20 protein-coding genes are annotated in these 25,217 nt (G+C 55.5%); 9 read left to right on the top strand and 11 right to left on the bottom strand.

Annotated elements, in window-relative coordinates; genetic code table 11:
- Nucleotides 1–43 precede the first annotated feature (43 nt).
- The 3 genes from ispF to metK all read right to left on the bottom strand — a co-directional run bounded on the left by ispF (nucleotide 44) and on the right by metK (nucleotide 2,876).
- Nucleotides 44–532, bottom strand: a complete 489-nt coding sequence (gene ispF / locus HG15A2_RS21540) for a 2-C-methyl-D-erythritol 2,4-cyclodiphosphate synthase (protein ID WP_145063204.1) — start codon at nucleotides 530–532, stop codon at nucleotides 44–46.
- A 102-nt stretch (nucleotides 533–634) separates the two neighbouring features.
- The gene (locus tag HG15A2_RS21535) at nucleotides 635–1,552 is read right to left on the bottom strand and encodes a hypothetical protein (protein WP_145063203.1); all 918 of its coding nucleotides are present in this window, start codon (nucleotides 1,550–1,552) and stop codon (nucleotides 635–637) included.
- Nucleotides 1,553–1,673: 121 nt separating this feature from the next.
- A complete protein-coding gene (gene metK / locus HG15A2_RS21530; RefSeq protein WP_145063201.1) occupies nucleotides 1,674–2,876 on the bottom strand; it encodes a methionine adenosyltransferase in 1,203 nt (400 codons plus the stop codon).
- 307 nt (nucleotides 2,877–3,183) lie between these two features.
- On the opposite strand from metK, the gene HG15A2_RS21525 reads away from it, so the two are divergent.
- From HG15A2_RS21525 to HG15A2_RS21500, 6 genes are all read left to right on the top strand, one after another.
- Complete coding sequence (locus HG15A2_RS21525) at nucleotides 3,184–4,626, top strand: UTP--glucose-1-phosphate uridylyltransferase (RefSeq protein WP_145063199.1); 1,443 nt, start codon at nucleotides 3,184–3,186, stop codon at nucleotides 4,624–4,626.
- A gap of 230 nt (nucleotides 4,627–4,856) precedes the next feature.
- Nucleotides 4,857–6,203, top strand: coding sequence for an MFS transporter (locus HG15A2_RS21520; RefSeq protein ID WP_145063197.1), 1,347 nt, complete (start codon nucleotides 4,857–4,859; stop codon nucleotides 6,201–6,203).
- 322 nt (nucleotides 6,204–6,525) lie between these two features.
- Nucleotides 6,526–7,764 (top strand): lipid-A-disaccharide synthase, encoded by a 1,239-nt coding sequence (gene lpxB / locus HG15A2_RS21515; RefSeq protein ID WP_145063195.1) that lies wholly within the window; start codon nucleotides 6,526–6,528, stop codon nucleotides 7,762–7,764.
- A 43-nt stretch (nucleotides 7,765–7,807) separates the two neighbouring features.
- Nucleotides 7,808–8,587, top strand: coding sequence for a M50 family metallopeptidase (locus HG15A2_RS21510; RefSeq protein ID WP_145063193.1), 780 nt, complete (start codon nucleotides 7,808–7,810; stop codon nucleotides 8,585–8,587).
- A 1,219-nt stretch (nucleotides 8,588–9,806) separates the two neighbouring features.
- On the top strand, nucleotides 9,807–10,139 hold the full coding sequence (locus HG15A2_RS21505; protein ID WP_218932159.1) for a hypothetical protein: 333 nt from the start codon (nucleotides 9,807–9,809) through the stop codon (nucleotides 10,137–10,139).
- Between the two features lie 503 nt (nucleotides 10,140–10,642).
- Complete coding sequence (locus tag HG15A2_RS21500; RefSeq protein WP_145063191.1) at nucleotides 10,643–12,478, top strand: MutS-related protein; 1,836 nt, start codon at nucleotides 10,643–10,645, stop codon at nucleotides 12,476–12,478.
- Nucleotides 12,479–12,584: 106 nt separating this feature from the next.
- Here HG15A2_RS21500 and HG15A2_RS21495 read toward each other — a convergent pair whose 3' ends face one another.
- On the bottom strand, nucleotides 12,585–13,664 hold the full coding sequence (locus tag HG15A2_RS21495) for an Mrp/NBP35 family ATP-binding protein (RefSeq protein WP_145063189.1): 1,080 nt from the start codon (nucleotides 13,662–13,664) through the stop codon (nucleotides 12,585–12,587).
- Nucleotides 13,665–14,188: 524 nt separating this feature from the next.
- Between HG15A2_RS21495 and HG15A2_RS21490 the strand changes: the two genes are divergently transcribed.
- Nucleotides 14,189–15,445: a M20 family metallopeptidase gene (locus HG15A2_RS21490; protein WP_145063187.1), complete on the top strand. Its 1,257-nt coding sequence runs from the start codon at nucleotides 14,189–14,191 to the stop codon at nucleotides 15,443–15,445.
- A gap of 194 nt (nucleotides 15,446–15,639) precedes the next feature.
- On the opposite strand, the gene HG15A2_RS21485 is transcribed toward HG15A2_RS21490, so the two are convergent.
- The 7 genes from HG15A2_RS21485 to HG15A2_RS21455 form a co-directional block, all read right to left on the bottom strand.
- Nucleotides 15,640–15,966, bottom strand: coding sequence for a calmodulin-binding protein (locus HG15A2_RS21485; RefSeq protein ID WP_145063185.1), 327 nt, complete (start codon nucleotides 15,964–15,966; stop codon nucleotides 15,640–15,642).
- A 231-nt stretch (nucleotides 15,967–16,197) separates the two neighbouring features.
- Nucleotides 16,198–16,980, bottom strand: coding sequence for an MBL fold metallo-hydrolase (locus tag HG15A2_RS21480; RefSeq protein WP_145063183.1), 783 nt, complete (start codon nucleotides 16,978–16,980; stop codon nucleotides 16,198–16,200).
- 234 nt (nucleotides 16,981–17,214) lie between these two features.
- The gene (locus HG15A2_RS21475; RefSeq protein ID WP_145063181.1) at nucleotides 17,215–18,126 is read right to left on the bottom strand and encodes an SDR family oxidoreductase; all 912 of its coding nucleotides are present in this window, start codon (nucleotides 18,124–18,126) and stop codon (nucleotides 17,215–17,217) included.
- A complete protein-coding gene (ruvX, locus tag HG15A2_RS21470; protein ID WP_145063179.1) occupies nucleotides 18,126–18,575 on the bottom strand; it encodes a Holliday junction resolvase RuvX in 450 nt (149 codons plus the stop codon). The genes HG15A2_RS21475 and ruvX overlap by 1 nt, the downstream gene beginning before the upstream one ends.
- Nucleotides 18,576–18,577: 2 nt before the next feature.
- A complete protein-coding gene (locus HG15A2_RS21465; protein ID WP_145063177.1) occupies nucleotides 18,578–18,991 on the bottom strand; it encodes a hypothetical protein in 414 nt (137 codons plus the stop codon).
- A gap of 24 nt (nucleotides 18,992–19,015) precedes the next feature.
- Nucleotides 19,016–20,098, bottom strand: a complete 1,083-nt coding sequence (locus HG15A2_RS21460; protein WP_145063175.1) for a mannose-1-phosphate guanylyltransferase — start codon at nucleotides 20,096–20,098, stop codon at nucleotides 19,016–19,018.
- Nucleotides 20,099–20,331: 233 nt separating this feature from the next.
- Nucleotides 20,332–21,405, bottom strand: a complete 1,074-nt coding sequence (locus HG15A2_RS21455; protein ID WP_145063173.1) for a thiamine phosphate synthase — start codon at nucleotides 21,403–21,405, stop codon at nucleotides 20,332–20,334.
- Between the two features lie 420 nt (nucleotides 21,406–21,825).
- Here HG15A2_RS21455 and HG15A2_RS21450 point away from each other — a divergent pair, with 420 nt between their 5' ends.
- Both HG15A2_RS21450 and HG15A2_RS21445 read left to right on the top strand, forming a co-directional pair.
- Nucleotides 21,826–22,566 carry a tetratricopeptide repeat protein gene (locus HG15A2_RS21450; protein WP_145063171.1) on the top strand — a complete coding sequence of 247 codons (741 nt, stop codon included), beginning with the start codon at nucleotides 21,826–21,828 and terminating at the stop codon, nucleotides 22,564–22,566.
- A gap of 47 nt (nucleotides 22,567–22,613) precedes the next feature.
- The gene (locus HG15A2_RS21445; RefSeq protein ID WP_145063169.1) at nucleotides 22,614–25,178 is read left to right on the top strand and encodes an ATP-dependent Clp protease ATP-binding subunit; all 2,565 of its coding nucleotides are present in this window, start codon (nucleotides 22,614–22,616) and stop codon (nucleotides 25,176–25,178) included.
- Nucleotides 25,179–25,217: the final 39 nt, after the last annotated feature.

The raw sequence follows: 25,217 nt of genomic DNA, 5'->3' as shown, positions 1-25,217 counted from the left end.
TAGTTGGGCCTGCCGGTGCAGCTGTGCTGAGTTTCAGTATTGGTCAATCGCTTCTTACTTCAATCAACGCAACGACTCTTGCTTCCATTGCCTCTCCGCGACCGACCGGCCCGACGCCTTCGCCGGTCTTGGCTTTCACGTTAATTTGACTTCGTTCGCATTGCAGGATTTCAGCGATTCGAGTGACAATAGCTTCCTTGTGTGGCGATAGCTTGGGTTGTTGAGCGGTGACTACGGCATCAAGGTTCACCAGTGTATATCCAGACTCTTTTACTCGTCCGTAGGCAAGTTTCAGGAACTCAGCAGAATCTCGTCCCGCATTGACCGGGTCGTTATTCGGGAACAACTGTCCGATGTCCTGCAGTCCCGCGGCTCCCAGTAATGCGTCAGTCACTGCGTGGAGGAGTACATCCGCGTCGCTGTGCCCCACGGTGTGCTGGTTGTGCGGAACTTCGATGCCGCCGATTCGCAACGGGCCACCACCTGCTGTGCGATGTGAGTCCTCCCCAAGGCCAATGCGTAAGTTAGTCATACGGCGCGGATTATACCGCTAGGGCGAGATGCGAACAACGCGAGACCGGGTGGCATTGGCAACTAAGGGGTGGCATGGGCAACTTGTTGCCCATGCCACCCCTTAGCTACGACTTAAAGAATTCGGCGTAGCTGCCAGATCGATCGTCACTGAGCAAGCCTCTTCAGCCGGTTCGCTAAGCCGCACATCCAGTCGCACACCGTGGGCCATTGCCTGAGCAACTTTTACCTTGGCTTCCTCGAAATCGCACGCCTCTGCCTCGACCGACGGCGTAGCCGCCAACGGGGGGCAAAAACCTACGTGCACGGTGGCGTGGCGTTGACCAGTCACAAAGCCGGCCCGTACCGTACCATAAATGACTTCGTAGCCTTGTTCATCGCGTACTCGAAACAACTGCTGCAGGACTTCTTCTCCGAGGCGAGTTTCTTCGGAGTCGATGATCTCCTCGGTCTTTTCAGATATCTGCTTTATTTTGGCCAATTCCTCTTCACTAGGCAAATCCGCAAGCATCACGTTAGGGCGGTCGTTGTCGAAGAACGTCTGCCGCCAGAATTGGTCGGCAATCAGCATGGGCAGCCAAATCAACCAATCGCTGTTGCGATACGCCGGGTAACAGCAGCCAACAGCCAGGAGAATTAAGCCCAGCGACGAGCCCCAACCGACCAGTTGGTCGAGCCGACGTGCCCGCTTCGTGCGTGGCGTACCAAATTGGCGCCGCCAAGCAACGCGGCCGAATTTCACGGCTACGGTGCCCAGCAAGGCGATGCCAAACAGCGTGCCGCGCGGCATGTCGGCCGTCGCTTCTCCGAATAGTCTACACAGGGTGAGCACGGTGCCGGCGAATATCATGGCACCGATCACGCCCAGCACGGTGGTTCGTATGACCGTAGCAGGGGCTTCACCTGCTGTAGTGATGACTTCGAAGCCGGCTAATCGTTCTTCCAGCGCAAGATCGACCGCAGCAGAGTCCTCAGACTCGGTTTCAATCAGTGGCAATTCAGGCTGGAGCAGTGCAGACATCGTGACAGCACGATAGCGGATAGCCCTGCGTTGCCACTACATCAATATCCGTGCTAGCACGCTTCCCGAGCCGACCGCCTGGGCATGTCGGCTCGGGTTCATGACGGCTCGAGAGTTGCTACTAAGCCGTAGCACCTGCTGCGGCTGCTGCCGAGAGCTTCTCTGCCACGTCGGTCTTCTCCCACGTGAATTCGGGCTCGCTGCGGCCGAAGTGGCCACCGGCAGCCGTCTTGCGGTAAATGGGCCGGCGAAGCTGCAAGTGCTCAATGATCCCGGCAGGTGTGAGCGGGAAATGCTCTTTCACCAGATCACAAATCACGGAATCTTCAATCTTGCCGGTGCCTTCGGTATCCACGTAGATGCTCACCGGCTCGCTCACGCCGATGGCGTAGGCCAGTTGTACCTCGCAGCGATCGGCAAGACCCGAGGCGACGATGTTCTTTGCCACGTAGCGCGCCATGTAGGCAGCACTGCGATCTACCTTGGTGGGGTCCTTACCGCTGAATGCACCGCCACCGTGACGGCCCCAACCGCCGTAAGTATCGACGATAATTTTCCGGCCAGTCAGGCCGCAGTCGCCGTGGGGGCCGCCCACGACGAATTTGCCCGTTGGATTAATGTGATACGTAATGTCGCCATCGACGAGGTCAGCCGGCAGCTCCGGCTTGATAATCTTCTCGATGATCTCTTTCTTTGCTTCCTCAGCCATCAGCTTGCCGTCGCTGGTTAGCACGCTTTCATCATGCTGGGTGCTGATGACCACCGTGTCGATGCGAACTGGTGTGTTGCCATCATACTCGACGGTAACTTGGCTCTTGCTGTCGGGACGCAGCCAAGCCATATCGCCGTTTCTGCGGGCATCGACCAGTCGGTTGAGGATGCGGTGCGAGAGGGCAATTGGTAGCGGCATCAATTCTTCGGTGTCGTTGCAAGCGTAGCCAAACATGAGGCCCTGGTCGCCAGCACCGATTTCCTTGCCCGTCGATGTGTCGCTATCGACACCCATGGCTATGTCCGGCGATTGTTCATCGATGGCGACCATGACGGCGCAATGGTCGGCACTGATGCCCATCGAAGCATCCGTGTAGCCCACATCCTTGATGACCTCGCGCACGATTTTCTGCATATCGACCGAGGCCTTGGTGCTGATCTCGCCGGCGATGACAACGACGCCAGTCGTGACCATCGTTTCGCACGCCACGCGGCTTTGGGGGTCTTGGGCGAATAGGGCGTCGAGCACGCCGTCAGAGATTTGGTCGGCCAGCTTATCGGGATGCCCCATGCTGACTGCTTCGCTAGTGAATAGGTACTTGCCGGATGCCACGGGAGGAATCTCCTCAAAACTGGAATGGGTAAACTCTTTTGCAAGCGAAGAGTATAGCGGTTATCAGGGCGGTCAAGCAACTGCCGCCTGCGGCTTAGCACGTCTACTAGGACCGCTAAGCCGCAAGCGGCGGGCTAGCAATTGGCCCGGTGAGCATCGATAATCGACGGATTCGACAAATAACTATTGAGAACCACATTACTATGGCACGCTGGCCGCGACACGTTTGGACCTCGTTGGTGACCTACGGACTAGTTTTTGTGGGTTTCCCGCTACTGTGCTGGCTAGCGTATACCTGGGTGAGAGGATGAGTGTTTTGAGCGCTGATGTAACGAGCTTCGATCAACTACAAGAAAAACTCAGAGCCCACGGGCAGGAGCATCTGCTCGCCTTCTGGGACGAACTGGATGACGCCGGCAGAGGGCAGCTCGCCGGCCAGATCAACAACATCGACTTCGACCTAGTCGCCTCGCTATTCCGCGGCGAAGTGGAGCAGCCCGACTGGGCCGCGCTTTCTGCCAAAGCCGAGCCGCCACCGGCGGTGCGACTAGCTGATCGAAAGGCCAACGCGAAGTCTGGGTTAGGTTTCACCCCGGAAGAAGCCAAGCTGCGTGGCAAGTCAGCATTAGCGACTGGAGAAATGGGCGTACTGTTAGTAGCCGGAGGGCAGGGGAGCCGCCTCGGGTTTGAGAAACCGAAGAGCCTGTACCCCATCGGGCCGCTCTCCGAAGCGACACTCCTGCAAATTCACATTGAGAAGGTCCGCGCGCTCAGCAGGCAATATGGCAAGCCGATACCGTTGTACCTGATGACTAGCCCCGTGACGCACGAAGACACGGTCGAGTTCGTAGAGAAGCATCATCGCTTCGGCCTCACTGAAGACGATTTGGTGATCTTCTGCCAAGGGACCATGCCTGCCGTTGATGACAAGAAGGGCAAGGTGCTGATGTCTGCCAAGGACGAATTGTTCCTAAGCCCAAATGGCCACGGCGGTACCGTTGCCGCACTGGCCGACAGTGGCGCGATCGAGCACATGCATCGCCACGGCGTCAAGCAGCTGTTTTACTTTCAGGTTGACAATCCGCTCGCGCCGATTTGCGATGAAGAACTTATCGGCTCGCACCTGCTGGCTGAATCGGAACTCACGTCTCTCACCATTGCCAAGCAGACGCCCGAGGAAAAGCTGGGCAACTTTGTGCTCGTCGATGACGCGTTGCATGTGATTGAGTACAGCGATTTCCCTGAGTCCATTGCCCAACAACAGGGCGCTGACGGTGGACTCAAGTTCTGGGCGGGCAGCATTGCGATTCATGTATTCGACGTTGCTTTCTTAGAGCGGTCGTTGAAGCTCAAAGACTCGCTTCCATTCCACACCGCACATAAGCAGGCAAGCTTTCTAGACGAGTCAGGCAAGCTACTTGAGCCCGAAGAAAAAAACGCCTTGAAGTTCGAGCGGTTCATTTTCGACCTGCTGCCCCAAGCCAAACGACCCATTGTGGTCGAGTTCGCAGAGCGTGAAGTCTTCGCCCCGCTGAAAAACGCACCGGGAGCTCCCAAAGATACTCCTAAGTATGTGCAGCAGTATCTACTCGACCAACACCGCCGCTGGCTGACCGCCGCCGGTGCAAAAGTCGCAGACGGCGTGGATGTAGAAATCAGCCCGCTGGTTGCCCATGATGCTGCCGCGGTGGCGAAGTTGGTCGAAGCGGGGCAAGAGTTCAACGAGTCGCAGTATCTGAGTGAAGCATAGTGGCAGGGTACTGCCGGTAGCCGCAGCCTTTCATGATGCTGGGAATTTGCTCGATAGGACACCCAACCTCTGTGCTCCGGCGAGCTGCTAGCTCGCGGCTAGGGGGCCTAGAGGTAGCGAACCGTATTTGTGCTGCTCGTGTCTTCTGAATAGCTGCTACAATGCGGCTCCCACCTCACCCATTTGCTCCCGTCCCACCGGAGTGAGCCCGCCAACCGTTGCCTTCCACTATGCCTCAACTCATTGAAGAGACGCCTCCTCAGGAGCTCGTGGGTGGAACGCTTGCGGTCCCGGTCGAAACGCCGGCGAGTGTCAGCCAGGCAGATGGACCGCGTGAGGGACGCAACTTTATCTTCTTGATGATTCACCAAGTGCTTTTTCGCATTGGTTGGATTTTCAAGACCGAGAGCATCATCATGCCAGCGGTGATGGATTTCATTGGTGGCGGGCCGGTGATGCGCAGCTCGCTGATGGTTTTCAACCGGTTGGGTTTCAGCGTACCGCAGGTGCTGTTCGCGCGCCGTCTAAAGGTGCTGCCCAGCAAGAAGTGGGCTGTCACGGTTGGTTCCTTTGCGATGGCGATCCCCTTCACAATTCTTGCCATCATCTGGGCGAACGGCTGGTGGCAGGCCGCTGACGGTAGCCCCGCGGTGTGGATGCCGTACTTGTTCCTTGCGTTGTATGCCGTGTTCTTTTGCACGACCGGAATGAATCAACTAGCGGCGCACGCGTTGCAGGGGAAGCTCATCCGGGCGAACCTACGCGGGCGGCTGTTTGCTGCGACGGTACTCGTGGGCGCACCCACTTCCATTCTGGCGGCATGGTATTTCTTGCCCGGATGGTTAGCCGATCCCACGACGGGCTTCGTTTACATCTTCGCGGCCCCGGCGCTCGGTTTCGCATTGGCCTCAATGTTTGTAGCCATGACAGTTGAAGAGCCCGACGGATTTCAAGAAGTGATCACCCCGCTCTGGCAGCGATTCCAGAATGCTTGGAATACTTCCAAGGAGAATCCTAACTTTGCACGACTTGCCGTGGTCGCCGTGCTATTCAGCGCGACGTTCATGATGTTCCCGCACTACCAAACTCTCGGTCGTGGCGAAGACGAGGTCTCGATGACCGTGCTTATGAAATGGGTCTGCGTACAACACATTGCCGTTGCGATTTTTAGCCTCATCATCGGCCCGCTTGCCGATTGGCTGGGCAACCGTGCTGCGCTGCGTCTTACTTTGTTTGGTGCTTCGCTCGCGCCGCTGATGGCAGTGGTACTCTCCTTGTTGCCTGAAGAGGTCAGCCGCCAGTGGTATTGGTTGATGTTCGCCCCCATAGGTTTCACACCGGTCACGATGCGCATTTTGATCAACTACACACTTGAAGTTGCTCCGGCGTCGGAACACCCACGCTATGTGAGCGCTGTGAGCATGTGCCTAGCGCTGCCCGTCATCTTCGGAGCAGTTCCCGTGGGCGTGCTCATTCGTTGGACTGGTTACACACCGATCTTCGCCTTTGGAGCTATCGCATTAATGCTTGCTACGCTGCAGACGTTTCGCTTAGCCGAGCCTCGTCACGCAGCGTGATGACTCGCGCAGAGACGCGGAGACGCAGAGGATGTTTTGGACCGGACAACAGGATGAGCTGGATTGACAGGATCGAACTGAGAAATTTGGAATTCAAATAGTATTGGTTTGAAACGCCATTAATCCGTCCGAGTGAAACCCGTCTCCGAGTTCTCATCTATTCAATCCAGCTCATCCTGTTATCCGGTCTATTGCTCTGCGTCTCCGCGTCTCTGCGCGAGTTTTCTTCGTTTGGCAGCACAAAAACCGGCGTTCCCCTGATTTGCCCCTTTTGCCATACTTCGCGGCCCGTAATTCTGTGTTAGCAGCGAGCCTCGAACCGATGCAAATTTTCTTCTCTGTTGGCGAACCGTCTGGCGACTTGCACGGCGCGAACTTAATTCACGCGCTGCGTAAACAAATGCCAGAGTGCGAGTTTGTCGGCTACGGCGGCCCTAAGATGGCTGCTGCTGGCTGTGAACTGCACGAAGACCTCACGAAGCTGGCCGTCATGTGGGTGCTCAAGGTGCTATTGAACATTCACAAGTTCCTCGGCCTGCTCAAGCGAGCCGATCAATACTTTGAAGAACACCGCCCTGACGCGGTCGTGTTGATTGACTACCCCGGGTTTAACTGGTGGATCGCCCGACGTGCAAAACAACGCGGCATCCCCGTGTTTTACTATGGCACGCCCCAACTGTGGGCGTGGGCCGAGTATCGCATCAAAAAGATGCGCCGCTACGTAGATCATGCCCTCTGCAAGTTACCGTTCGAGGAGAAATGGTTCCGAGATCGCGGCTGTAATGCCACCTATGTGGGGCATCCGTACTTCGATGAACTGCGTGGACGCAATATCGATAAAGACTTCGTGGCCCAGCAACGAGAGGGCGCCGGGCCGCTAGTGACCATCCTGCCCGGCTCGCGCGATCAAGAGGTAGCGGGCAACCTGGAGTGTTTCCTCAAGACAGCCGAGCACATCGTAGCGAAAGTCCCTGAGGCACGCTTTGCCATTGCCGCGTTTAACGAGAAGCAAACCATTCAGGCGCGTCGCCTAGCGAATAAGAGCAAAGTCCGCGTAGAGATCCACACCCAGCGCACCGGCGAGCTCATCGAAGCGGCCGATTGCTGCTTGGCCTGTTCTGGCTCTGTATCGTTGGAACTGCTCTACCATGCGAAACCGAGCGTCATCCATTACCACCTCAACAGGTTTTCGTTCCTGGTGCAGCCATACCTAAGGCGCGTCCGCTACATCACGCTTGTGAATCTGATGACCACCGACAATCCATTTCGCAAGCGGCCCGTGGGCATTTACGATCGGAACGATCCCCAGGACGCACACGTGTTGTTGCCTGAGTACCTAACCAGTACAGATCGCTCTGGTGAGCTTGCAGCGCACATTATTGAGTGGCTTAGAGACGAGTCGCAATTGGAAAAACGGCACACCGAATTAGCAGAACTCCGCGAGCAGGTAGGGCAGGGCGGCGCGTCGGTGCGCGCGGCCGTCTACATCGCTAAGGCGCTTGGCGGCACGGACGCAAAATCAACAGACACTGTCTCGACAAGCATTGCCAACGCGGCGTAAGCTGGGTGCGTCTACTTCGACCCGCTACTCAAGGCTTGCCGCTATGCTCTTTGAACCGCCACGCACCCAAGGCGATCTTCACTTTCGCCTTTTCGACTTTCCGGTGCGCGTGCATCCGTTCTTCTGGCTGGTTGCCGTGTTCTTGGGTTTGGACATGAAGAACGGCACACCGCCAGTTCAAATTATTATTTGGATCGTTGCGATGCTTGTCTCGATTCTCGTCCATGAACTGGGGCACGCTTTCCTGCAACGCCGCTACGGTGGTCGACCAAGAATCGTGTTGCACGGTTTCGGAGGGCTAGCGATCAGCGAAGGGGAAGAACGTTCGCCTAAATCGCAAATCGAAATCTCGTTGGCGGGGCCGTGTGCCGGGTTTCTCCTTGCAGCGGCAACTTTCTTGCTCGTGCGACTCTCAGGGCACGCCATCGGCTGGCAGTCGGGCCGTGAGTTCAATTTCGAAAAGGCTGGCCTCAGCGAAGCCTTCTCCTTCCCGTTGTTACTCGGCAGTTTTTATTGGGAGCCCTACGCTGGCAAGGCGGCTAACTACCTAGTGTCGTACTTCATGCAAATCAACATCCTGTGGGGCTTGATGAACCTCTTGCCGCTCTACCCGCTTGATGGTGGGCAAGTTGCGCGCGAATTGCTTACCGTCAACCAACCGCAACGCGGGATTCTGCTTTCCTTGCAACTCAGTATGGCAGTCGGAGGGCTTATGGCACTCTACGGGCTCGTTAGCGGGCAGCTCTTCCTGGCGTTTCTGTTCGGCTATCTCGCTTATGGCAACTGGCGCACGTATCAAAGTTACGGAGCGAGTCGTTGGTAGGTGTTAAAACGCACGAAACTAATCTCAGTTTGAGATTCTGGGCGCGCGAGCATTGATCAATTCGCATCTCGTAGCGCGCATCAACTCGAGTGCGCGATGCCCATGATCGTGTAACGATCGCTGCGATTGTCACGCGTCGTGCGCATCGCGATTTGGTTTGTGAAAACGCAATTTGCGCGCTTTCGTAGAAAAAAACGCCTGATCAGAAAAAAAAGTGTAAAAAAATTCCGGAGAAGTTTCGCAACTATTTTTCATCTCGTTGTCGTTAGCAATAGCGCGCTGCATTGGTAGTGTGCGACGCCGTGAACGCACATCGCAAGTCGAATCTCGTGGGTTTCCAACGACGCAACGCATGCTGCTTGGGCGAGCGTGTTGCATACAACATTTAGCAAACTCAATCACAGTGCCGCATGCCCAATCGCTTTGCCAATTTACCGCAATATCCAACCTCTTTCGGCAAGGCAAGAGAGCCAATCGCAAGTTGGTGTTGCCGTGTGCAGCGAAGTTGGCACGCAGCAGTTGATGAGCAGGCAGGACATGCGAAAACACTTAAATAAAGTGATTTGTGTGCGAGATCCCTTTTTGCGCCGTTCCTGGCACGTTGCCTCTTGCGTCCTGGCGATGGGCACAGAAGCGGCCGGGAAGTTAGTCGATGCGGTTTCGTACTTGGTTGATCAGACCACGCTTTGGATCGCTCTGAAATCTACCATTCATATCGCAGATGTAGTGCCACAATATTGATAAACGAGGTTGGACAAGAGCGACGTTTGTGAGGAATGTAAGACTTCAATTTGCGGGAGGTGAATTTGCGACTTAGGAATCTCAAAGGCGCCCTTGCGCGCGTCGTTTGCGCATGAGAACGAGTTTGCAGGTCCACAATTCGAGTTTGCGGCACAAGTTTTTTCTAGAAAAAGTGTTGCACAAAATTCAAGTATCCGTACAAATACGGCCAACCGATGCAAGCATGCGTTTCGCATGAAACGAATACTTGCTGAAGCCATTACGAACCGCACGAGAAAAAGTATCTGGCGAATTGATCGCCAGGAGAGATTCGTCAGGTTTCGTGAGATGCGTCGACCTGCTCCGGATGAGCGGTCGAGTTTAGTAAGCGTGGCGTGAGTTTAACCGCCTAGCTATCGACGGGTGCTTCTCCCTCAAGGAGGGTGCTCACGACAGTCAGAGGCACACGTCACCAGAACTCTATTTAGGAGGAATGACTGTGGCCAAGAAGAAGAAACGCGCTGCCAAAAAGAAGAAGGCAGCCCCAAAGCGCAAAAAGGCGAAACGTAAAGTCGCCAAGAAGAAATCCGCCAAGCGGAAGGTAGCCAAGAAGAAAACAAAGAAGAAGAAGGCCGCCAAGAAGAAAACCGCCAAGCGTAAAAAGAAGAAGGTAGCGAAGAAGAAGACGAAGAAGAAAGCTGCCAAGAAAAAGACGGCCAAGAAAAAGAAGAAAAAGGCCGCTAAGAAGAAAACTGCGAAGCGGAAGACAAAGAAGAAGTCCGCCAAGAAAAAGAAAACGGCCAAGCGTAAGACTCGTAAGAAGAAACGCTAGACCGTTAGCCTATCGAAAAGGGCCGCTGCCTCGCGACGCAGCGGCCCTTTTTTCATGCGCTGTGGTGGAGTGGACTTGGCAGTTTGTAGATGATCTTCTTTTTACAGATTTATGCCTTCGGCGTAATTCTTACGGAGCGTAGAAAAAGAGGTTCTGTCGAACCACTGTCTACTCGCCGTCAATTCCGAGAACGAACTTTCTTGTGAATGCGTCTAGCCCATGTCGATGCCTTATTGGCTAGTGAGGGAGACACCACGAAGAGCATTAGCGTTGGTAGCCAAACGAGCCAAATTCTGCCACGTTGGAAGTAGTTGTTTTAGCTGCGTTTGCCGGGTGCCTACTGCCGGCTTGCCAAGCAGTGACTTTGTGAGTGAGGTTTGCATCTGAGCACGGCTTAGCATACGATCCGGGTGACCTCTTCTCAGTTTCATTGAAAGCGCGTCAAGCACTGCGACAGGCGAGGGGAATTCCACCAGCTAGTTGGTGGCTGAAAACAAGCATTTATGGATTGCCGCTCCGAATACGAAAAACGCCTGCAAGCTCGACAGCAAGCGTACGCCAGTCTTCGCCGTAAAGACGATCAGGCCGTGAGCTTACGCACAGCGCTCCTCTGCGCTGCCCTGCTTGCCACCTGGGTTGTGTTTGGAGGATGGGGAGTCCCTTGGCAATTCTTACTATTTCCAATTGGGATCTTTATCGGCACTGTCTTCTACCACGGGTCGATCAAACGTAAATTGCTCGTGGCCACACGTGCTATTGAACACTACCAGCGCTGCCTGAAGCGACTCGACGGCAAGTGGGTTGGCATCGGACCGGACGGCGAAGAGTTCATCGATCCGCTGCATCCCTACTCCGGCGATCTTGATATTTTCGGTCACGGTTCGTTGTTTCAACTTCTCAATTCGCCAGTGACGCCTGCCGGGGAGAAAACTTTGGCTTCATGGCTGGCACCAGAAGCTAACAAGGCATTGCCCTCGAAGGAAACTATTCTCGATCGGCAAAAGGCGGTTCACAATTTGCGCGATCAGCTCGATCTTCGCGAGCGATTGGCGATTATCGGGCCAACCAAACAATCGCAACAAGATGCAATGCAGCTCCAAAAGTGGCTTGCCAATCCAGGGGAGCTGACTGCGACTTGGGTATCGGCCGTCGGATTATTACTCGGGGTGATGGGAGTTTTAGCACTGGGGCATTTTTTCGTAACGATTGCGATGGGCACAGTGTCTACATCGAAATCACTCTCGCTCTTGATCCTCGTCGTCCTCCTGCAGATGGGGTTCCTCTATCACCTCCGTGCGACGTTACTTGCCATCAAGCAATATAGTGAACATGCTGTCCTAGAGTTGCAGCGGATTGTGCGAGTTGTTTCCGCACTAGAAACTGTCCGCGGTGACGACCCCGCGATCAAACGTCTCCGGCATGAATTGGTAGAAGACGGCACCCCGACTTCCCAGAAGATCCATCAATTGGAACGCACGGTTAGTCAGTTTGATAATATGTGCCGCAATGCAATGATTGCACCTCTGGCACTGATTTCGATGGTCGGATTGCACTTTGCCTGCAAGATCGATCATTGGCGCTCAATGCATGGATCGCACGTCGCACGCTGGTTTGACGCCGCCGGAGAGCTGGAAGCACTTTTGGCGTTCGCACAGTTGCACTTTGAAAATTCTGAGTACTGTTTTCCACAAATAGAGGAGGGTGCACCGCAGTTCACTGCTCATGGGCTCTCGCATCCGCTACTGCCCAGCGCTGCAGCTGTCGCCAACGATGTGGCGCTCGGCGAGGGCTGCAGGTTGCTATTGATTTCCGGTTCGAACATGTCAGGAAAGAGTACACTGATGCGTTCGGTAGGGATAAACACTGCGCTGGCTTGGTCCGGAGCACCTGTGTTCGCACGCGAGCTGAAGCTCTCTCGTCTGCAAGTGGCGGCAGCGATGCGGGTGCAGGATTCGTTGCAAACCGGCACCTCGCACTTTTTTGCTGAGTTGAAGCGAATTCAACTTATTGTCGAACTCGCCGAGGATAAATTGAATGAAGCTCAAAAGGTGCTCTTCCTACTCGACGAAATCCTCCACGGCACGAATTCCCATGACCGGCTCGTCGGTGCTCGTGCCGTGATCCATAGTCTCTTGAAATCGGGCTCAGTTGGCTTGGTGACCACCCACGACCTATCGCTCAGTGAGATCGTTAACGAACAGGAACTGCCCGCCAAGAACGTTCACTTCCGCGACGAATCGGTCGATGGCAAGATGACCTTCGACTACAAAATGCGTACCGGTGTGGTGCCCAAGAGCAATGCGCTTACGTTGATGCGGTTGCTGGGCCTAGACGTTTAGATTCGACGTGTAGGCTCGATGAGCGGCAATCGGAAATGATCGTTCTTGCCCCACAGTTTGCGCAATTTGCGCGCAGGTGGAGTTCCCCCCTCCCCCCCCGAACTTCTTACAGCACCGACAACGTCGGCATCGGTGGACTATCCACGCGTGCCGTGGTGATTCCGCTCACCAGATTAAAGCAAATCCGCTCGAAGTAAGCGCTCGCTTGTGAGTCCAGCAAGTTGCCCGCCGTGTCGCCCGCATCGCCGCGCTCGCGGATTGGGATTTGAATGGGCACTTCACCCAGGAACGGTGTTTCCAGCTCTGCCGCTTTTTCCCGCGCGCCGCCTGTGCCGAAGATGTCATACTGCTTGCCATTGTCTGGGCAAAGGAAGTAGCTCATGTTCTCAACCATGCCCAGCACGGGAATATTCACTTTGCGGAACATGGCGATTGCCTTGACGGCATCCAGCAGTGCCACTTCTTGTGGCGTACACACGACCACTGCCCCGGTGAGCGGTAACAGTTGGGAAAGCGTCAATGCGATGTCACCGGTACCTGGTGGCATGTCGATGATCAGATAGTCGAGATCGCCCCAGTCGGTGTCTCTCAGGAACTGGGTGACTGCTCCGTGCAACATGGGCCCGCGCCAAACGACTGCTTCGCCCGGGGGGACTAAGAAGCCCATGCTCATCAAGCGTATGCCGTCTGTCTCGATCGGCTGGAGGCGTTTTTCCTCTGCCGTGGGCTTGGCGTCGGGAACTCCCAGCAAATGCGGAATGCTCGGGCCGTAGACGTCTGCATCCATGATGCCCACCTTGCAACCACTCGCCTTCAAGCCGTAGGCAAGCGACGCAGCGACGGTGCTTTTTCCCACGCCCCCTTTGCCAGAGCCAACGGCGATGACGCTCTTCGCAGTGAGCCCAATGCTGCCGATCGGTTCGGCAGGGCGCTGATGAGTTGTGATTTCCACGCTCACGTCCGCCGAGCCAGGGAGTTTCTCTTTGAGGCGATCTTCGATGGATTGCCGTGTTTGTTCCCACAGCGGACCAGAGTAGGTTGTGAGGCCGACTTTCACGGCGACCCGATTGCCGTCGATCTGCACGCCGGCCACTTGGCCCATAGTCTTCAGCCCCCGACCGGTTTCCGGGTCGGCAAAACCTTCTAGGATGGACTCCACAAGTTGCGGCTCAATACTCTCTGACATCAATGACTCTCCAACGGAAGCAACAGCACCGACGGGCACTGCCAAGGTGGAAGGGGGGACTGGTCGCGTCGGAGCAGGCGATTACTGGTAGAATAGCTGCCTGCAGAAGCACGATTCACGACCTACCACTTACAATACTGCCCTGGGGGCAGAATCCAAGGCGTAATGCAAAGGAGAAACGTGCTGGGAAGCACAGGGCGAGCCAACATGCGTTAGCAGTCGGGTTGAAGTTTGTTAGAGTGCACCCCAGCGAGAGTGCCCCCCCAGCGGCTTACGCCTGCCGGCTCAAGAGTTTTCGTATTTAAGCCTGGTATTACAGCACAGCGCATGAAAAAACCCTTCGCGAGTGGGGCAGCAACCCGCGAAGGGCAAAAGTATGCAAAGGTTGCCCCTTGCATGTAGCGATCTTAATGAACGGTTCACAGTTTTGCAACGACTTTGTCACCTTAACTTCGCTGATTCAGGTGAAAAGTTTATAACAAGCACCTCATTTTCCGCCCTAAGTTCTTTTAAATCAACACGATATGTCGTCCGCCTCCGTCCAGCTCCTCGAGCAGCTAATTGCCCTCCCAAGCGTTAATCCCCTGCTTACCGCACCTGACGATCCCGACGCCGGAGAGGGCCGCGTGACGGATTTTCTACAGAATTTTGCCCAGCAGCAGGGCTGGCCTTGGCTCAGGCAGAGCGTCCACCCTGGTCGTGATAACTTCCTCGCCCTGGTTGGTTTTGGGCCAAATTCGGTGTCTGAGCCCCCACAGGGTGGGGCTCAGGCGGCTCCTATGCTGTTTGAGGCCCATCAGGACACCGTTTCCACTGAAGGTATGACCTGCAATCCGTTTGATGCGAAGCACGCACAGGGGAGGCTCTATGGCCGCGGTGCGTGCGATGTGAAAGGTGGCATGGCGGCCATGTTAGTGGCGTTAGCTGAGATCGGAACAGACCCCGACTTACCCCGGCCGGTGCTCTTCGCATCCACAATCAACGAAGAGTGCGGATTCACCGGGGTGCGTGCGCTGGCCGAGCTATGGAGCGACACCAATGGCACATCCAACCACCAAACGCACGGAACACTCTCTAGCGAAACGGTAGCCCGATTGAAACCACGGGCCGCGGTAGTGGCGGAGCCCACGGAACTTGATGTCGTCGTATCGCACCGTGGCGTTGCGCGTTGGCAAGTGGAAACGCACGGGCGTGCTGCGCATTCATCGCAACCCTCAGAGGGCGCGAACGCGATCTACGCCATGGCTTCGATCGTTCGCGCTGTGCAACTTTACGAAAGCGAAGTTCTTGCCCAACGGCCCGAAGACCCACGCTGCGGACGACCTACCGTGAGCGTCACCACCTTCCACGGCGGCACCGGTGCAAATACCGTTCCCGAGATCGCAGCAGTGAATATCGATCGTCGGCTCTCACCGGAGGAAACCCCCGAGGAAGCCTTCGCTGAGCTCTCCCGTTGGATAGAAGAGCACGCAGAACTTCTCGACTGCACGGTAGCTCACCAGCCACCTTGGATGCAAAGTCACGGCCTTGCCGAGGGCGATAACCTTCCTCTAGCCAAGCGGCTTTCAAATATCGCTCGAGAAGTCGCCGACACGGGCCAACTCAAGGGCGTTCCCTATGGCGCCAACGCGGCCACGCTTGCTACCGCAGGAATTTCCACGGTTGTGTTCGGCCCTGGCTCGATTGCCCAAGCGCACACCGCCGACGAATGGATCGAAGTCGAGCAGCTTGAGAAAGCCGTGGAAATCTACCGTCGATTGGCACTTGATTTGGAAGAGTGATCTTCGTCCGTTGAGCTCGCTGCCTCTCGAAGCCCTTCCCTACGCTCAGCCCCTCCGACATTCCGTCTCTGCAGAACTCTGCCAAGCTGAAACGAGATAGAAGTAGCGTGCTAGCAATACAAGACGAACCCTAGGCGACAAGGGCAGCAAGCTGCCCATGCCCCCAATCGGTTCTTAACGTATCGCGACTAGCATCAAAACACATCGAGATTGAAGTGATGCCCGGTGTGGTACTTCCGACGGTTCGGATAGTAGTTATGCCAGTGGCGGTTGTAGACCGGAATACGCATTTCGGGCGGATAGCGGTGGTACAGGCTATCGGCACTGCGATAGTACTCGTCGCCCCAGAAGTTCTGTGGATAGTAGACGTACGGGTAGTGGTAGAACCGATTCCAGTCCTGCGTAGTGTACGTTGAATTCCATTGGCGTCCGTATGCTTGCTGGGCGCTGGCTTCTTCTTGCGAATTCACACAGGCAAAGGCAGCAAAGCAAAGGCTCGCTAGGCAGATCCGACGGATCATGTTTCCCCCCCTCGATCGTAAAGCCCACCGCAAACGAAGCGCGGACCTGGGCAGATAAGCTCTCAATAAGGGAATCGGACTGAAAGGCCCAGAAGGTTGAGGAATAACCCGCACAACCGGGAAAAGTTGCCAGTGCTAGCGTGGATGACCAATGACCAAGTCCCAATGACCAATGCACGATTACAACCGCTTGCGATTGGTCATTTAGACTAGTTCATTGGTGACTTCGTATTACTCTGGCATCTTCCCATCGACCAAGTTCTTCTCCCACTGATCCATCAGTGGCCAATCGATGGCACACGTGCCGAAGTCGGCCATGTGCAGATAGGTTTCTAGTCGGGCAAGCGTCTTGTCGATTAGTGAATTGTCCTTGCGGAACACGGGCCCGTGGCTGGGGAGTAACCACTTCACGTCGCTTGCTTTGATGCGTTCGAGCGAAGTGATGAAGTCCGGGATGCTACTGCCGTGATGGGCGTCGATGGCTCCCACGCAACCGTCGGCAAACAGGTTGTCGCCGGAGAACAGCAACTCGCCCATGCGGAAGCTCAGTTGCCCATCGGTATGCCCTGGAGTGTGCCAGACTTCCAGTTCGAGGCCGCCGATTTTTAGCGTGTCGCCATCTTTCACCTGGTTCTCGACTTCCACCGGAGGCATCTCCAGATGAATGTCCTGAGCAGCAATCTCCGCGAACGTGGCTATGGCATCGCCTGCTACCAAGTGCTTAGCCGCTAGCGGGTGGGCGGTGACCGTTGTCTTCAGTAATTGCTTTGCCGTGGCCAAGCCCTGGATGTGATCGACGTCCGCATGCGAAGCGATCAGCGTCTTGCATTTGCTGAACGGGAAATCCAACTCGCGGATCAAGTCGATGCAGTCCTGGACGGCGTCCTCATACCCGATGTCGATCAGTGCCCACTCAGCATCGTCGTAGATCAGGTAAACGCTACAGGAGATGCGTCGCTGAGCCTGGTGGTTCAGTTCAATGACGTGCGGAAATAGAGGAGTCCGTTCAAGCATAGTAGTATCAATTCTTATGTTTTTATGTCGCGACAATGATTCGTACCGCAATTCTAGAGATTACCGCCACCAACACGCAACGGTTGACGCCCGGGGATTAGCGAATCCTTGCGGTTGTCGAGAACAGTTCTCAATAACGTCCGGAAAGCCCCGAGCCCACATGCGTAAGCAGTCGCGTAGTGCGTTAATAGTTCAATCGGCTACTACTCGCATGATGGCTCTGGGAGTAGCCGCTCACCCCAAAATCGCTTTCAAGCCTTCGCGATAGCTGGGGTATTGGAATTTTATCTCCAGCTCCTCCAAGAGCTTCGCATTGCTAATCCGTTTATTCGTCGCCGCCCGTGCAGCTTTGGGAGAATCGGGCTCTGGCTGCTCGAACTGCGGCTCAGCAGCGCCGATCAACCGTGCCACTTCGCGATAGTAGTCGCCTCGTACGACTGGCGAGCCATCGCTGACATTGAAGATCACGGGTCGAATCGCTTTAACGGCCCGGTCCTCGGCGTTCCAAGCTCCTCCGTCAAGCCAACGATCCACCTGCACAACAACCCGCGCCGCGTCATCAACGTGGGTCAAGTTCAACCAGCCCTCACTCAGTGCAGCGATCGGCTCACCGGCTCGCAGCTTCTCCAAATAAGGAACCCGTCCCGGCCCGTAAATGCCCGCCAAGCGCAGTATCGCCGCTTGCCGGCTTTGCGGCGCGCTCTCTAAGAGAGATTCCGTGAGAAATCGTTCAGCCGCCAGCGAAGCCTTCCCGCCTGCACGGTGCGGGCTGGTCGGCGTTGTTTCGTCAACTACTTTACCATTCGCGTCGCCGTAAACGCCGGTGGTGCTTATGTAAATGAAATGTTCGACGCTCTCCGGCAATGCTGCCAACACGTTACTAACGCCTTGTGCGTAAACTTCTTCAATGCTGTGATCGGAAGTGCGGTCGTAACCGACGGCATAGAGCACGGTATCGACCTCAGGCAGTTCGCCAAAGGTGTTGGGATCCGTGACGTCGGCCACGATGGTCTCGTAGCCGTACTCGCGATAAGCCACCGCGGATTCCATCGAGCGCGTGACCACGTGCACCGTATCGCCCGACTCACGCCACTGTGCTGCAACCCGTTCTCCCAGATAACCACAACCGAAAACGAGGCGATCCATTATTCAATCCCTCCCGGGTTGTTCTGCCCCTTGGCACCAGCTTCTAAATACGCCGTGAGCATGATCTGCGCTGCTAGTTGATCAAGCCGCGCCTTGCGTTTCTTCTTCGTGAGGTTCGCCTCGCCGAGAATTCTCTCTGCCTCGCTACTGGTAAAACGTTCGTCGAAGTACTCCACCGGCACGCTGGTTAGCTTTTCCAACCATGCGCCAAACGCACGAGCCTCCTGTGATTTCTGACTCTCCTCACCGCTGAGATGCACCGGCAGGCCAACCACAAATCGCAGCGGGCGTTCTTCTTTCGCGAGCCGTGCGAAGTACTCCGCATCGAGTCGTTCGCTGCGGCGATTGTAATTCTCATAGGGCCCGGCGATGCCGAGCTCTAGGTCAGCCGTAGCGAGGCCGATGCGGACGGTGCCGTAGTCGATACCGATGATGCGAGTGGAGGACATATCTATTTCATTGCATCTTCAATGATCGCATTGGTATCATTCAGGAAGGGCTCAAGGTCTTGATACGGTTTCTCACCTTCATACGAGACTATTGCCCCAAAGTCTTTAGCGAGGGAATAGGAAGCTATCATTGCTGACGCGCATTCGATCATTTCACCGCCCCAGCCAAACTCAATTGAGCAACTTGCTGAAGGGGCAATGGAGCTGAACTGAGCTAAAGTTTCCGGAGATGTGTCGTAATAGATCTCGAAACCTGCGTCCTTACCACTGAGCTTGCAGGGCAAATACCCAGAATCTTCGAAGGGCTTGAGTTCTGGATCAATCTGGAAGTCAAAACCGCAATTATCTATGGACTTCTGCCATTCATCGCGACTGGGCACACGATCTTTCGCAAGCAGGGCATATTGACTGTTCATTCATGTCTCCTAGGAATGTTTCACTTACAGATACTCTTTCCACCCACGCTTTTCCAATTCTTTCACCACTTCGCGGATCGATTCCTCATCGTCCTTGTTCGCCACTAGCGTGGCGTTTTCGGTGTGAACGATCAGGCAGTTCTTTAGGCCAAGCGTGACGATCAGGTGGTCGCCCTCGCCCCGCACAATGGTTCCCTTGGTGTTCAAGCCAAGATGCTTGCCCACGATGGTATTGCCGTCGCGGTCCTCGCCGACGAGCCGCTCCAGCGACTTCCAACCGCCCAGATCGTCCCAGTCGTAGGGCGCTTCGATCACGGCTACGTTCTTCGCGTGTTCCATGACGGCATAGTCAATCGAGATACCCTTGATGGCAGTGAATTCCTTTTCAAGGACTGCTCCCTGCTGATCGGTTCCCCAGGCGGCACCGATTTTCTCGAGGTGCTCGAGCATTTCGGGCTGACGTTTGGCCAACGCGTCGAGAATGGTTTTCGCCTTCCAGATGAAAATGCCGGAGTTCCAGTAATAGTCACCTTCAGCCACATATTGCGTTGCGGTGGCTGCGTCGGGCTTTTCGCGGAATTGCTTCACGACAAACGTTGGTGCCTCACCATCGTGCGTTTCGATGCGCGAACCACGCTGAATATAACCGAAGATTTCGGCTGGGTACGTGGGGCGGATGCCAAAGGTAACGATTCGATCAGGTGCGTCTTCCACAAGTCTGGCCGCTTGTTTGAGCGCAGACTGAAACCGATCGGTCGAGCGAATCACATGATCGGCCGGCATGACCGCCATCGTGGCATCGGGGTCGTTTTTGCTAACAAGCAGTGCTGCCAGCCCGATGCAGGGTGCCGTGTCGCGCTTGCAAGGCTCGCCCACCAGCGAAGCGGCGGGCAGTTCTGGGAGTTGTTCCTGGATGGACAGCAGCAGACGCCGGTTGGTCACAATGAGCGTTTGCTCAGCAGGAATGAGAGTGCCCAGCCGATCCACCGTCTGGCGGATCATGCTCTCGTTGCCCACGAGATTCAAGAGCTGTTTTGGCCGCGTAGCGGTACTAGCCGGCCAAAATCGCGTGCCGGTCCCCCCGGCCATAATGATTGCGTGAAGCATGTTTCGATGTTGTTTGAAGTTCGCAGGTTTTGAGTGAACCGGTTATCATACCGCGCTTAAGCCTGAGCGTCAGCGTGCAAGCATTTCAGACCTTTCTTGTGAAATAACCACAAAAGAAAAGTAGCCGCGAGATAACATCTCGCCGGAGAGTTGCTCTCAGAGTCCACCGCTTCTTCAAAGCTTTCACTCGCGGCAAATTTTCTCCTCAGCACCGGCAGGATGTTATCCTGCGGCTATTCTCTCGTGAGCAAGCGATTGAGCTTTTCGACGACTTTTCCCGGTTCACTCGCACGAGCTACAGCCCCACTCACCGCGATGCGTGACATGCCCCGCTCGACAACTTGTTCAACATTCTCGGTGGTGATACCTCCAATCGCAAACGTAGGTAGCGTAATCGACTCGGCGACTTCGCTCAGGTAGTACAGCCCCGGGAATTCGTCGAACGACTTGGTTTGTGAAGGGAATGTCGGTCCCGCGCCTAAATAATTGGCTCCTTCGAGAACCGCCTGCTCTGCTTGCTCGAGAGAATGCGTTGAGTAACCAATAAGTCGGCTAGGCCCAATGATCTTACGGGCTGCCGTGATGCTCAAATCGTCTTGTCCCAGGTGGACGCCGTGAGCGTTTGCAGCAGAGGCAATGTCAGCTCGATCGTTGACGATCGCAAAGCAAATCGGCCCGTCGGAGTCGGACTTCAGCTGCTCAAGTCGTATTCGTTCAACGATGGTTCTAGTCCTCCGGAGCAATTCGCGGTCACTGAGTTTCTTATCCCGTAATTGAATCATCCCCACCCCAGCGTCGATCAACTGTCCAACGAGCTCAGCGAATGCCTCCTCCGATTCACCTCCGTCGATCAACACGCAAAGTCGCACGTTGGCAAGTCGTTCCCGTGAGTTGAGTGTCCTGCCCAAAGCGGCTTCGAAATCGTAGAACCGATACCGCAGCTGTTCCAGCTGAGCGCCCAGATCTGAACTGGACACTTTGGAGTATTCTTCGAGGCTCCGCAGTGATTGCTTCACCCGCTCGCAACTTGCCCGGCATACGCTCCAGGTGTCCACACGACTGCGCTCGCTCGCGGTAGAGATCGCCGCACCAACATCGCCCGCCATGTCTCTTGCGGCGTGCCGCTCGCCTACGTTGAGCTGTGCAGCAGAAGCTGCCAAGTCATGCCGCAATTGCTTCAGCTGAGAAGTGAGAAAGCCATCGTCCAGTACGAACCGCACGTAATCGTCCACCACGCGCAGCCCCTCAGTCGACCGATTGAGCGAAGCGTCGAGAATGCGAAGGATGGCGGAGTCGAATGGGGGCATGGAATTTTGTGAAATGTGGAGTGGCTTTCAATACTCGGAACGCCGCTTGCGGCGTAGCAGCGGCGCTAGTGGCTATCGCGTCTATTACCGCCCTCCGGTGGCAGCTAAGCCGCAAGCGGCCGAGGGTGCTGGGTTGCTCACGGGCAAATTGAGCGATCTTCGGCGGTTTTCCGTTTCCCGGACCCCTCAAACCGATCTCGCCCGAACTCGTCATTATCGTTATCTTTCCTCTGTTCCCACAACAGGTGAAGGTCCAGATTCGCCTTGCCGCTGCAAAAGTGGCAGTTGCTGCTGCGCAAGTGACGATGGCTTAGCTTGCCCAAGCACCAATAGCACAGCCAGCCTTGAATAGCGCAGGCAGCGGGCTAGACTTTCACAGCCGCGTTATTCGTGGCAAATCGCAAGAAAAGGACTTATTGCGTGTCGCAACCCAAACTCCATTGGTCAGCCTACTTATGGCCCGGATTGCCCCACTTGTGGGCCAGGGGGTCTTGGGCAGGTTTGGCGCTGGCGGTAGGATTTACAGTACTACTGAATGTGTGGATTGCTGCCACGCTGGTTTGGAATGAGTGGATGCCCCCAGAAGTGAAGACCGTGGGGGCCGGGTTGCTCGCAACTTTATGGGTGCTCGCTTGGGTGGAAGGACGTGCCGATTGGCGACGCTACTTGGCGGAGCTAGGTGAGCGCGATGGGCTCGACCCTAGCGAGCGCAGCGAGTTGAGATACAAGGAAGCGCAGCAGAAATACTTGGCTGGCGACTGGGTCGCCACCGAGCAACTGCTGCTAAAGATATTGAAGCAAGAGAAGCAAGATGTCTCAGCCGCGTTGATGCTGGCCACGCTATGGCGTCGGCAAGATCGCCCGCAAGACGCTTGCCAGGAACTAGACAAAATCGAAAAATGGGAAGCCGCAGCCCCGTGGCAAGCAGAGATCGCCGCGGAGCGAAGGTTGCTCAGCAAGGGACCTGATGAGATTCGCCAAGAGATAGAAGTGGTCGAAGAGGTAACGATCGAGATTGAGAGTGAGGAAGACGAGACGGAAACTCCAACAATATTGCCGCTTCACGGTTTAGAAGAACAGTTAGAAGAACAGCATTTAGATAAGCAGGATCTAGAATCACCAACGACAGAGCGACCGTTTGAGAATAGAAACGTCGCTTAGCCGCCCTCAACTGAGGACGGACGCCCCCAAGGGAATAGAGGAACATCATGTACGAACGCTTTACCGACCGCGCCCGCAAGGTCATGCAACTGGCCAACCAAGAAGCGCAGCGTTTCAATCACGAATACATTGGCACCGAGCACGTGTTGCTTGGGCTCATCAAGGAGGGTTCAGGCGTTGCTGCTAACGTGCTGAAGAACCTGGATGTCGACCTGCGGAAAATCCGCCTCGAAGTCGAGAAGCTCGTCCAGAGCGGCCCGGACATGGTCACCATGGGCAAGCTGCCTCAGACGCCGCGTGCAAAGAAAGTGATCGAGTACTCAATGGAAGAGGCTCGCCATCTGAATCATAACTACGTCGGCACAGAGCACATCCTGCTCGGCTTGTTGCGTGAGCAAGAGGGCGTTGCCGCTCAAGTGCTTATGAATCTCGGCTTGAAGCTCGAAGACGTTCGCGAAGAAGTCCTTAATCTGCTCGGTCACGGTATCGAAGGTGAAGAGAGCACCGGCGGCCGGGGTGGTCGCGGTGGCGAGGGGGGCGAAGAACGCGAAAGCCGCAAGAGCAGCAAGAGTAAGACGCCAGCCTTGGATAGCTTTGGACGCGATCTCACCGAACTCGCCAAGCAAAAGAAACTAGACCCAGTAATCGGTCGCGAAAAGGAAATCGAACGCGCCATCCAAGTGCTCTGCCGTCGTACCAAGAACAATCCGGTTCTGCTCGGCGAAGCTGGCGTAGGCAAAACCGCTATCGTCGAAGGCTTCGCTCAACGCGTGATTGACGGCAACGTGCCAGAAATCCTACTTGAACGTCGCATTGTTGTGCTTGATCTCGCCATGATGGTCGCTGGAACCAAATATCGCGGCCAATTCGAAGAACGTATCAAAGCCGTCATGAACGAAGTACGCCGTGCCAAGAACACGATCTTGTTCATCGACGAACTGCATACATTGGTCGGAGCCGGTGGGGCTGAAGGTGCCATTGATGCGTCCAACGTGCTCAAGCCGGCCCTTGCCCGAGGCGAGATCCAATGCATCGGCGCTACCACGCTCGACGAGTATCGCAAGTACATCGAAAAGGATTCTGCCTTGGCCCGTCGTTTCCAAGAGGTACTGGTCGAGCCGACCACGCCGGATGACACGGTCAAGATTCTCGTGGGTCTGCGAGATCGCTATGAAGAGCATCATCGCGTGCAAATCACCGACGATGCCGTAAAGGCTGCTGTCGAGCTGTCTGATCGGTACATCACCGGGCGTTGTCTGCCAGATAAGGCAATCGACGTGATCGACGAGGCGGGTGCTCGCGTTCGTTTGAAAACTATGAGCAAGCCGCCAAACTTGAAAGAGATCGACGAAGAAGTCGAGCAGCTAAACGTCGAGAAGGAAGAAGCGGTCGCCAATCAAGATTTCGAGAAGGCTGCTGCCCTGCGTGATTCGGCCGACAAGCTCAAGAAGAAAAAGAAAGACATCACTGCCCAGTGGCGTGAGAAATCACGAGAGAACGGTGGCGTGGTCGATGAAGACGTGATCGCAGAGGTCGTCTCTAAGATGACTGGAATTCCGCTCACACGCATGAGTACCGAAGACACGATTCGCCTGATGAACATGGAAGACGAGCTTCACGAGAAGGTCATCAGCCAGGACGAAGCCATCAAGGCCATCGCCAAAGCCGTGCGTCGTAGTCGTAGCGGTCTGCAAGATCCCAAACGGCCAACCGGCACGTTTGTGTTTGCTGGCCCGACAGGCGTGGGTAAGACTTTGCTTGCCAAGGCGCTGGCTGAGTTCATGTTCGGCGATGAGGAAGCGCTCATCCAGATTGACATGAGCGAATACATGGAGAAGCACAACGTCAGTCGTCTGATTGGTGCCCCTCCCGGCTACGTCGGCTATGAAGAGGGTGGCCAACTCACTGAGCAAATCCGCCGTCGTCCTTATGCCGTCGTGCTGCTCGATGAAATCGAGAAAGCTCACCCCGAAGTCTTCAACATGCTCCTGCAGTTGATGGAAGAGGGGCGCCTAACCGATAGCTTCGGTCGCAATGTCGACTTCCGCAATGTGATCCTCATCATGACCACCAACGCGGGTGCCGATGCGATCAAGAACGAAGCCTCGTTCGGTTTCCAGAAGCCGGATGACGATGCTTCCTACGATGGCATGAAGAGCCGCGTGACCGACGAAATCGAGAAGGTGTTCCGTCCCGAATTCATCAATCGCGTGAATGATATCATCGTGTTCCGTCACCTTACCGAGAAAGATCTCAAGGAAGTCGTCGAGTTGGAACTCTCCAAGGTGCGTCAGCGTCTGAGCGAGAAAGGTCTCGCACTTGAGCTGTCGGACGACGCGAAAGAATTCCTCATCAAGAAGGGCTCAAACACCGATTACGGTGCGAGACCGTTGCGTCGTTCTATCGAGTCGTTCATCGAAGATCCACTGGCCGAAGAACTCCTCAAGGGCGAGTTCAACGGCAAAGACCTTATCAAGGTCGAAGCCAAGAAAGTCGGCGATAAGAAGCAGCTTATCTTTGAAGGCCTCAAAACCAAAGAAGACGAGCCCGAGCCCGTTGCTGCGGGCGTTGGTGAAGGAGAAGATGCGCCTAGTGATGACGCTGGAGAGTGAGTGAAGAAGCTGGCCAATAGCGGCTAAACTCACAAGCTG

It is taken from the genome of Adhaeretor mobilis, from assembly GCF_007741515.1.
Classification (GTDB): Bacteria; Planctomycetota; Planctomycetia; order Pirellulales; family Lacipirellulaceae; genus Adhaeretor; species Adhaeretor mobilis.
Note: the sequence above shows the minus strand (reverse complement) of the source record. Positions and strands in the feature narration are given on the sequence as shown.

What these genes read in the sequence shown, in the direction of transcription:
- ispF (WP_145063204.1), bottom strand. Translation starts at nt 532, where the DNA reads ATGACTAACTTACGCATTGGCCTTGGGGAGGACTCACATCGCACAGCA.
- HG15A2_RS21535 (WP_145063203.1), bottom strand. Translation starts at nt 1,552, where the DNA reads ATGTCTGCACTGCTCCAGCCTGAATTGCCACTGATTGAAACCGAGTCT.
- HG15A2_RS21525 (WP_145063199.1), top strand. Translation starts at nt 3,184, where the DNA reads ATGAGTGTTTTGAGCGCTGATGTAACGAGCTTCGATCAACTACAAGAA.
- HG15A2_RS21520 (WP_145063197.1), top strand. Translation starts at nt 4,857, where the DNA reads ATGCCTCAACTCATTGAAGAGACGCCTCCTCAGGAGCTCGTGGGTGGA.
- lpxB (WP_145063195.1), top strand. Translation starts at nt 6,526, where the DNA reads ATGCAAATTTTCTTCTCTGTTGGCGAACCGTCTGGCGACTTGCACGGC.
- HG15A2_RS21510 (WP_145063193.1), top strand. Translation starts at nt 7,808, where the DNA reads ATGCTCTTTGAACCGCCACGCACCCAAGGCGATCTTCACTTTCGCCTT.
- HG15A2_RS21500 (WP_145063191.1), top strand. Translation starts at nt 10,643, where the DNA reads ATGGATTGCCGCTCCGAATACGAAAAACGCCTGCAAGCTCGACAGCAA.
- HG15A2_RS21495 (WP_145063189.1), bottom strand. Translation starts at nt 13,664, where the DNA reads ATGTCAGAGAGTATTGAGCCGCAACTTGTGGAGTCCATCCTAGAAGGT.
- HG15A2_RS21490 (WP_145063187.1), top strand. Translation starts at nt 14,189, where the DNA reads ATGTCGTCCGCCTCCGTCCAGCTCCTCGAGCAGCTAATTGCCCTCCCA.
- HG15A2_RS21485 (WP_145063185.1), bottom strand. Translation starts at nt 15,966, where the DNA reads ATGATCCGTCGGATCTGCCTAGCGAGCCTTTGCTTTGCTGCCTTTGCC.
- HG15A2_RS21480 (WP_145063183.1), bottom strand. Translation starts at nt 16,980, where the DNA reads ATGCTTGAACGGACTCCTCTATTTCCGCACGTCATTGAACTGAACCAC.
- HG15A2_RS21475 (WP_145063181.1), bottom strand. Translation starts at nt 18,126, where the DNA reads ATGGATCGCCTCGTTTTCGGTTGTGGTTATCTGGGAGAACGGGTTGCA.
- ruvX (WP_145063179.1), bottom strand. Translation starts at nt 18,575, where the DNA reads ATGTCCTCCACTCGCATCATCGGTATCGACTACGGCACCGTCCGCATC.
- HG15A2_RS21465 (WP_145063177.1), bottom strand. Translation starts at nt 18,991, where the DNA reads ATGAACAGTCAATATGCCCTGCTTGCGAAAGATCGTGTGCCCAGTCGC.
- HG15A2_RS21460 (WP_145063175.1), bottom strand. Translation starts at nt 20,098, where the DNA reads ATGCTTCACGCAATCATTATGGCCGGGGGGACCGGCACGCGATTTTGG.
- HG15A2_RS21455 (WP_145063173.1), bottom strand. Translation starts at nt 21,405, where the DNA reads ATGCCCCCATTCGACTCCGCCATCCTTCGCATTCTCGACGCTTCGCTC.
- HG15A2_RS21445 (WP_145063169.1), top strand. Translation starts at nt 22,614, where the DNA reads ATGTACGAACGCTTTACCGACCGCGCCCGCAAGGTCATGCAACTGGCC.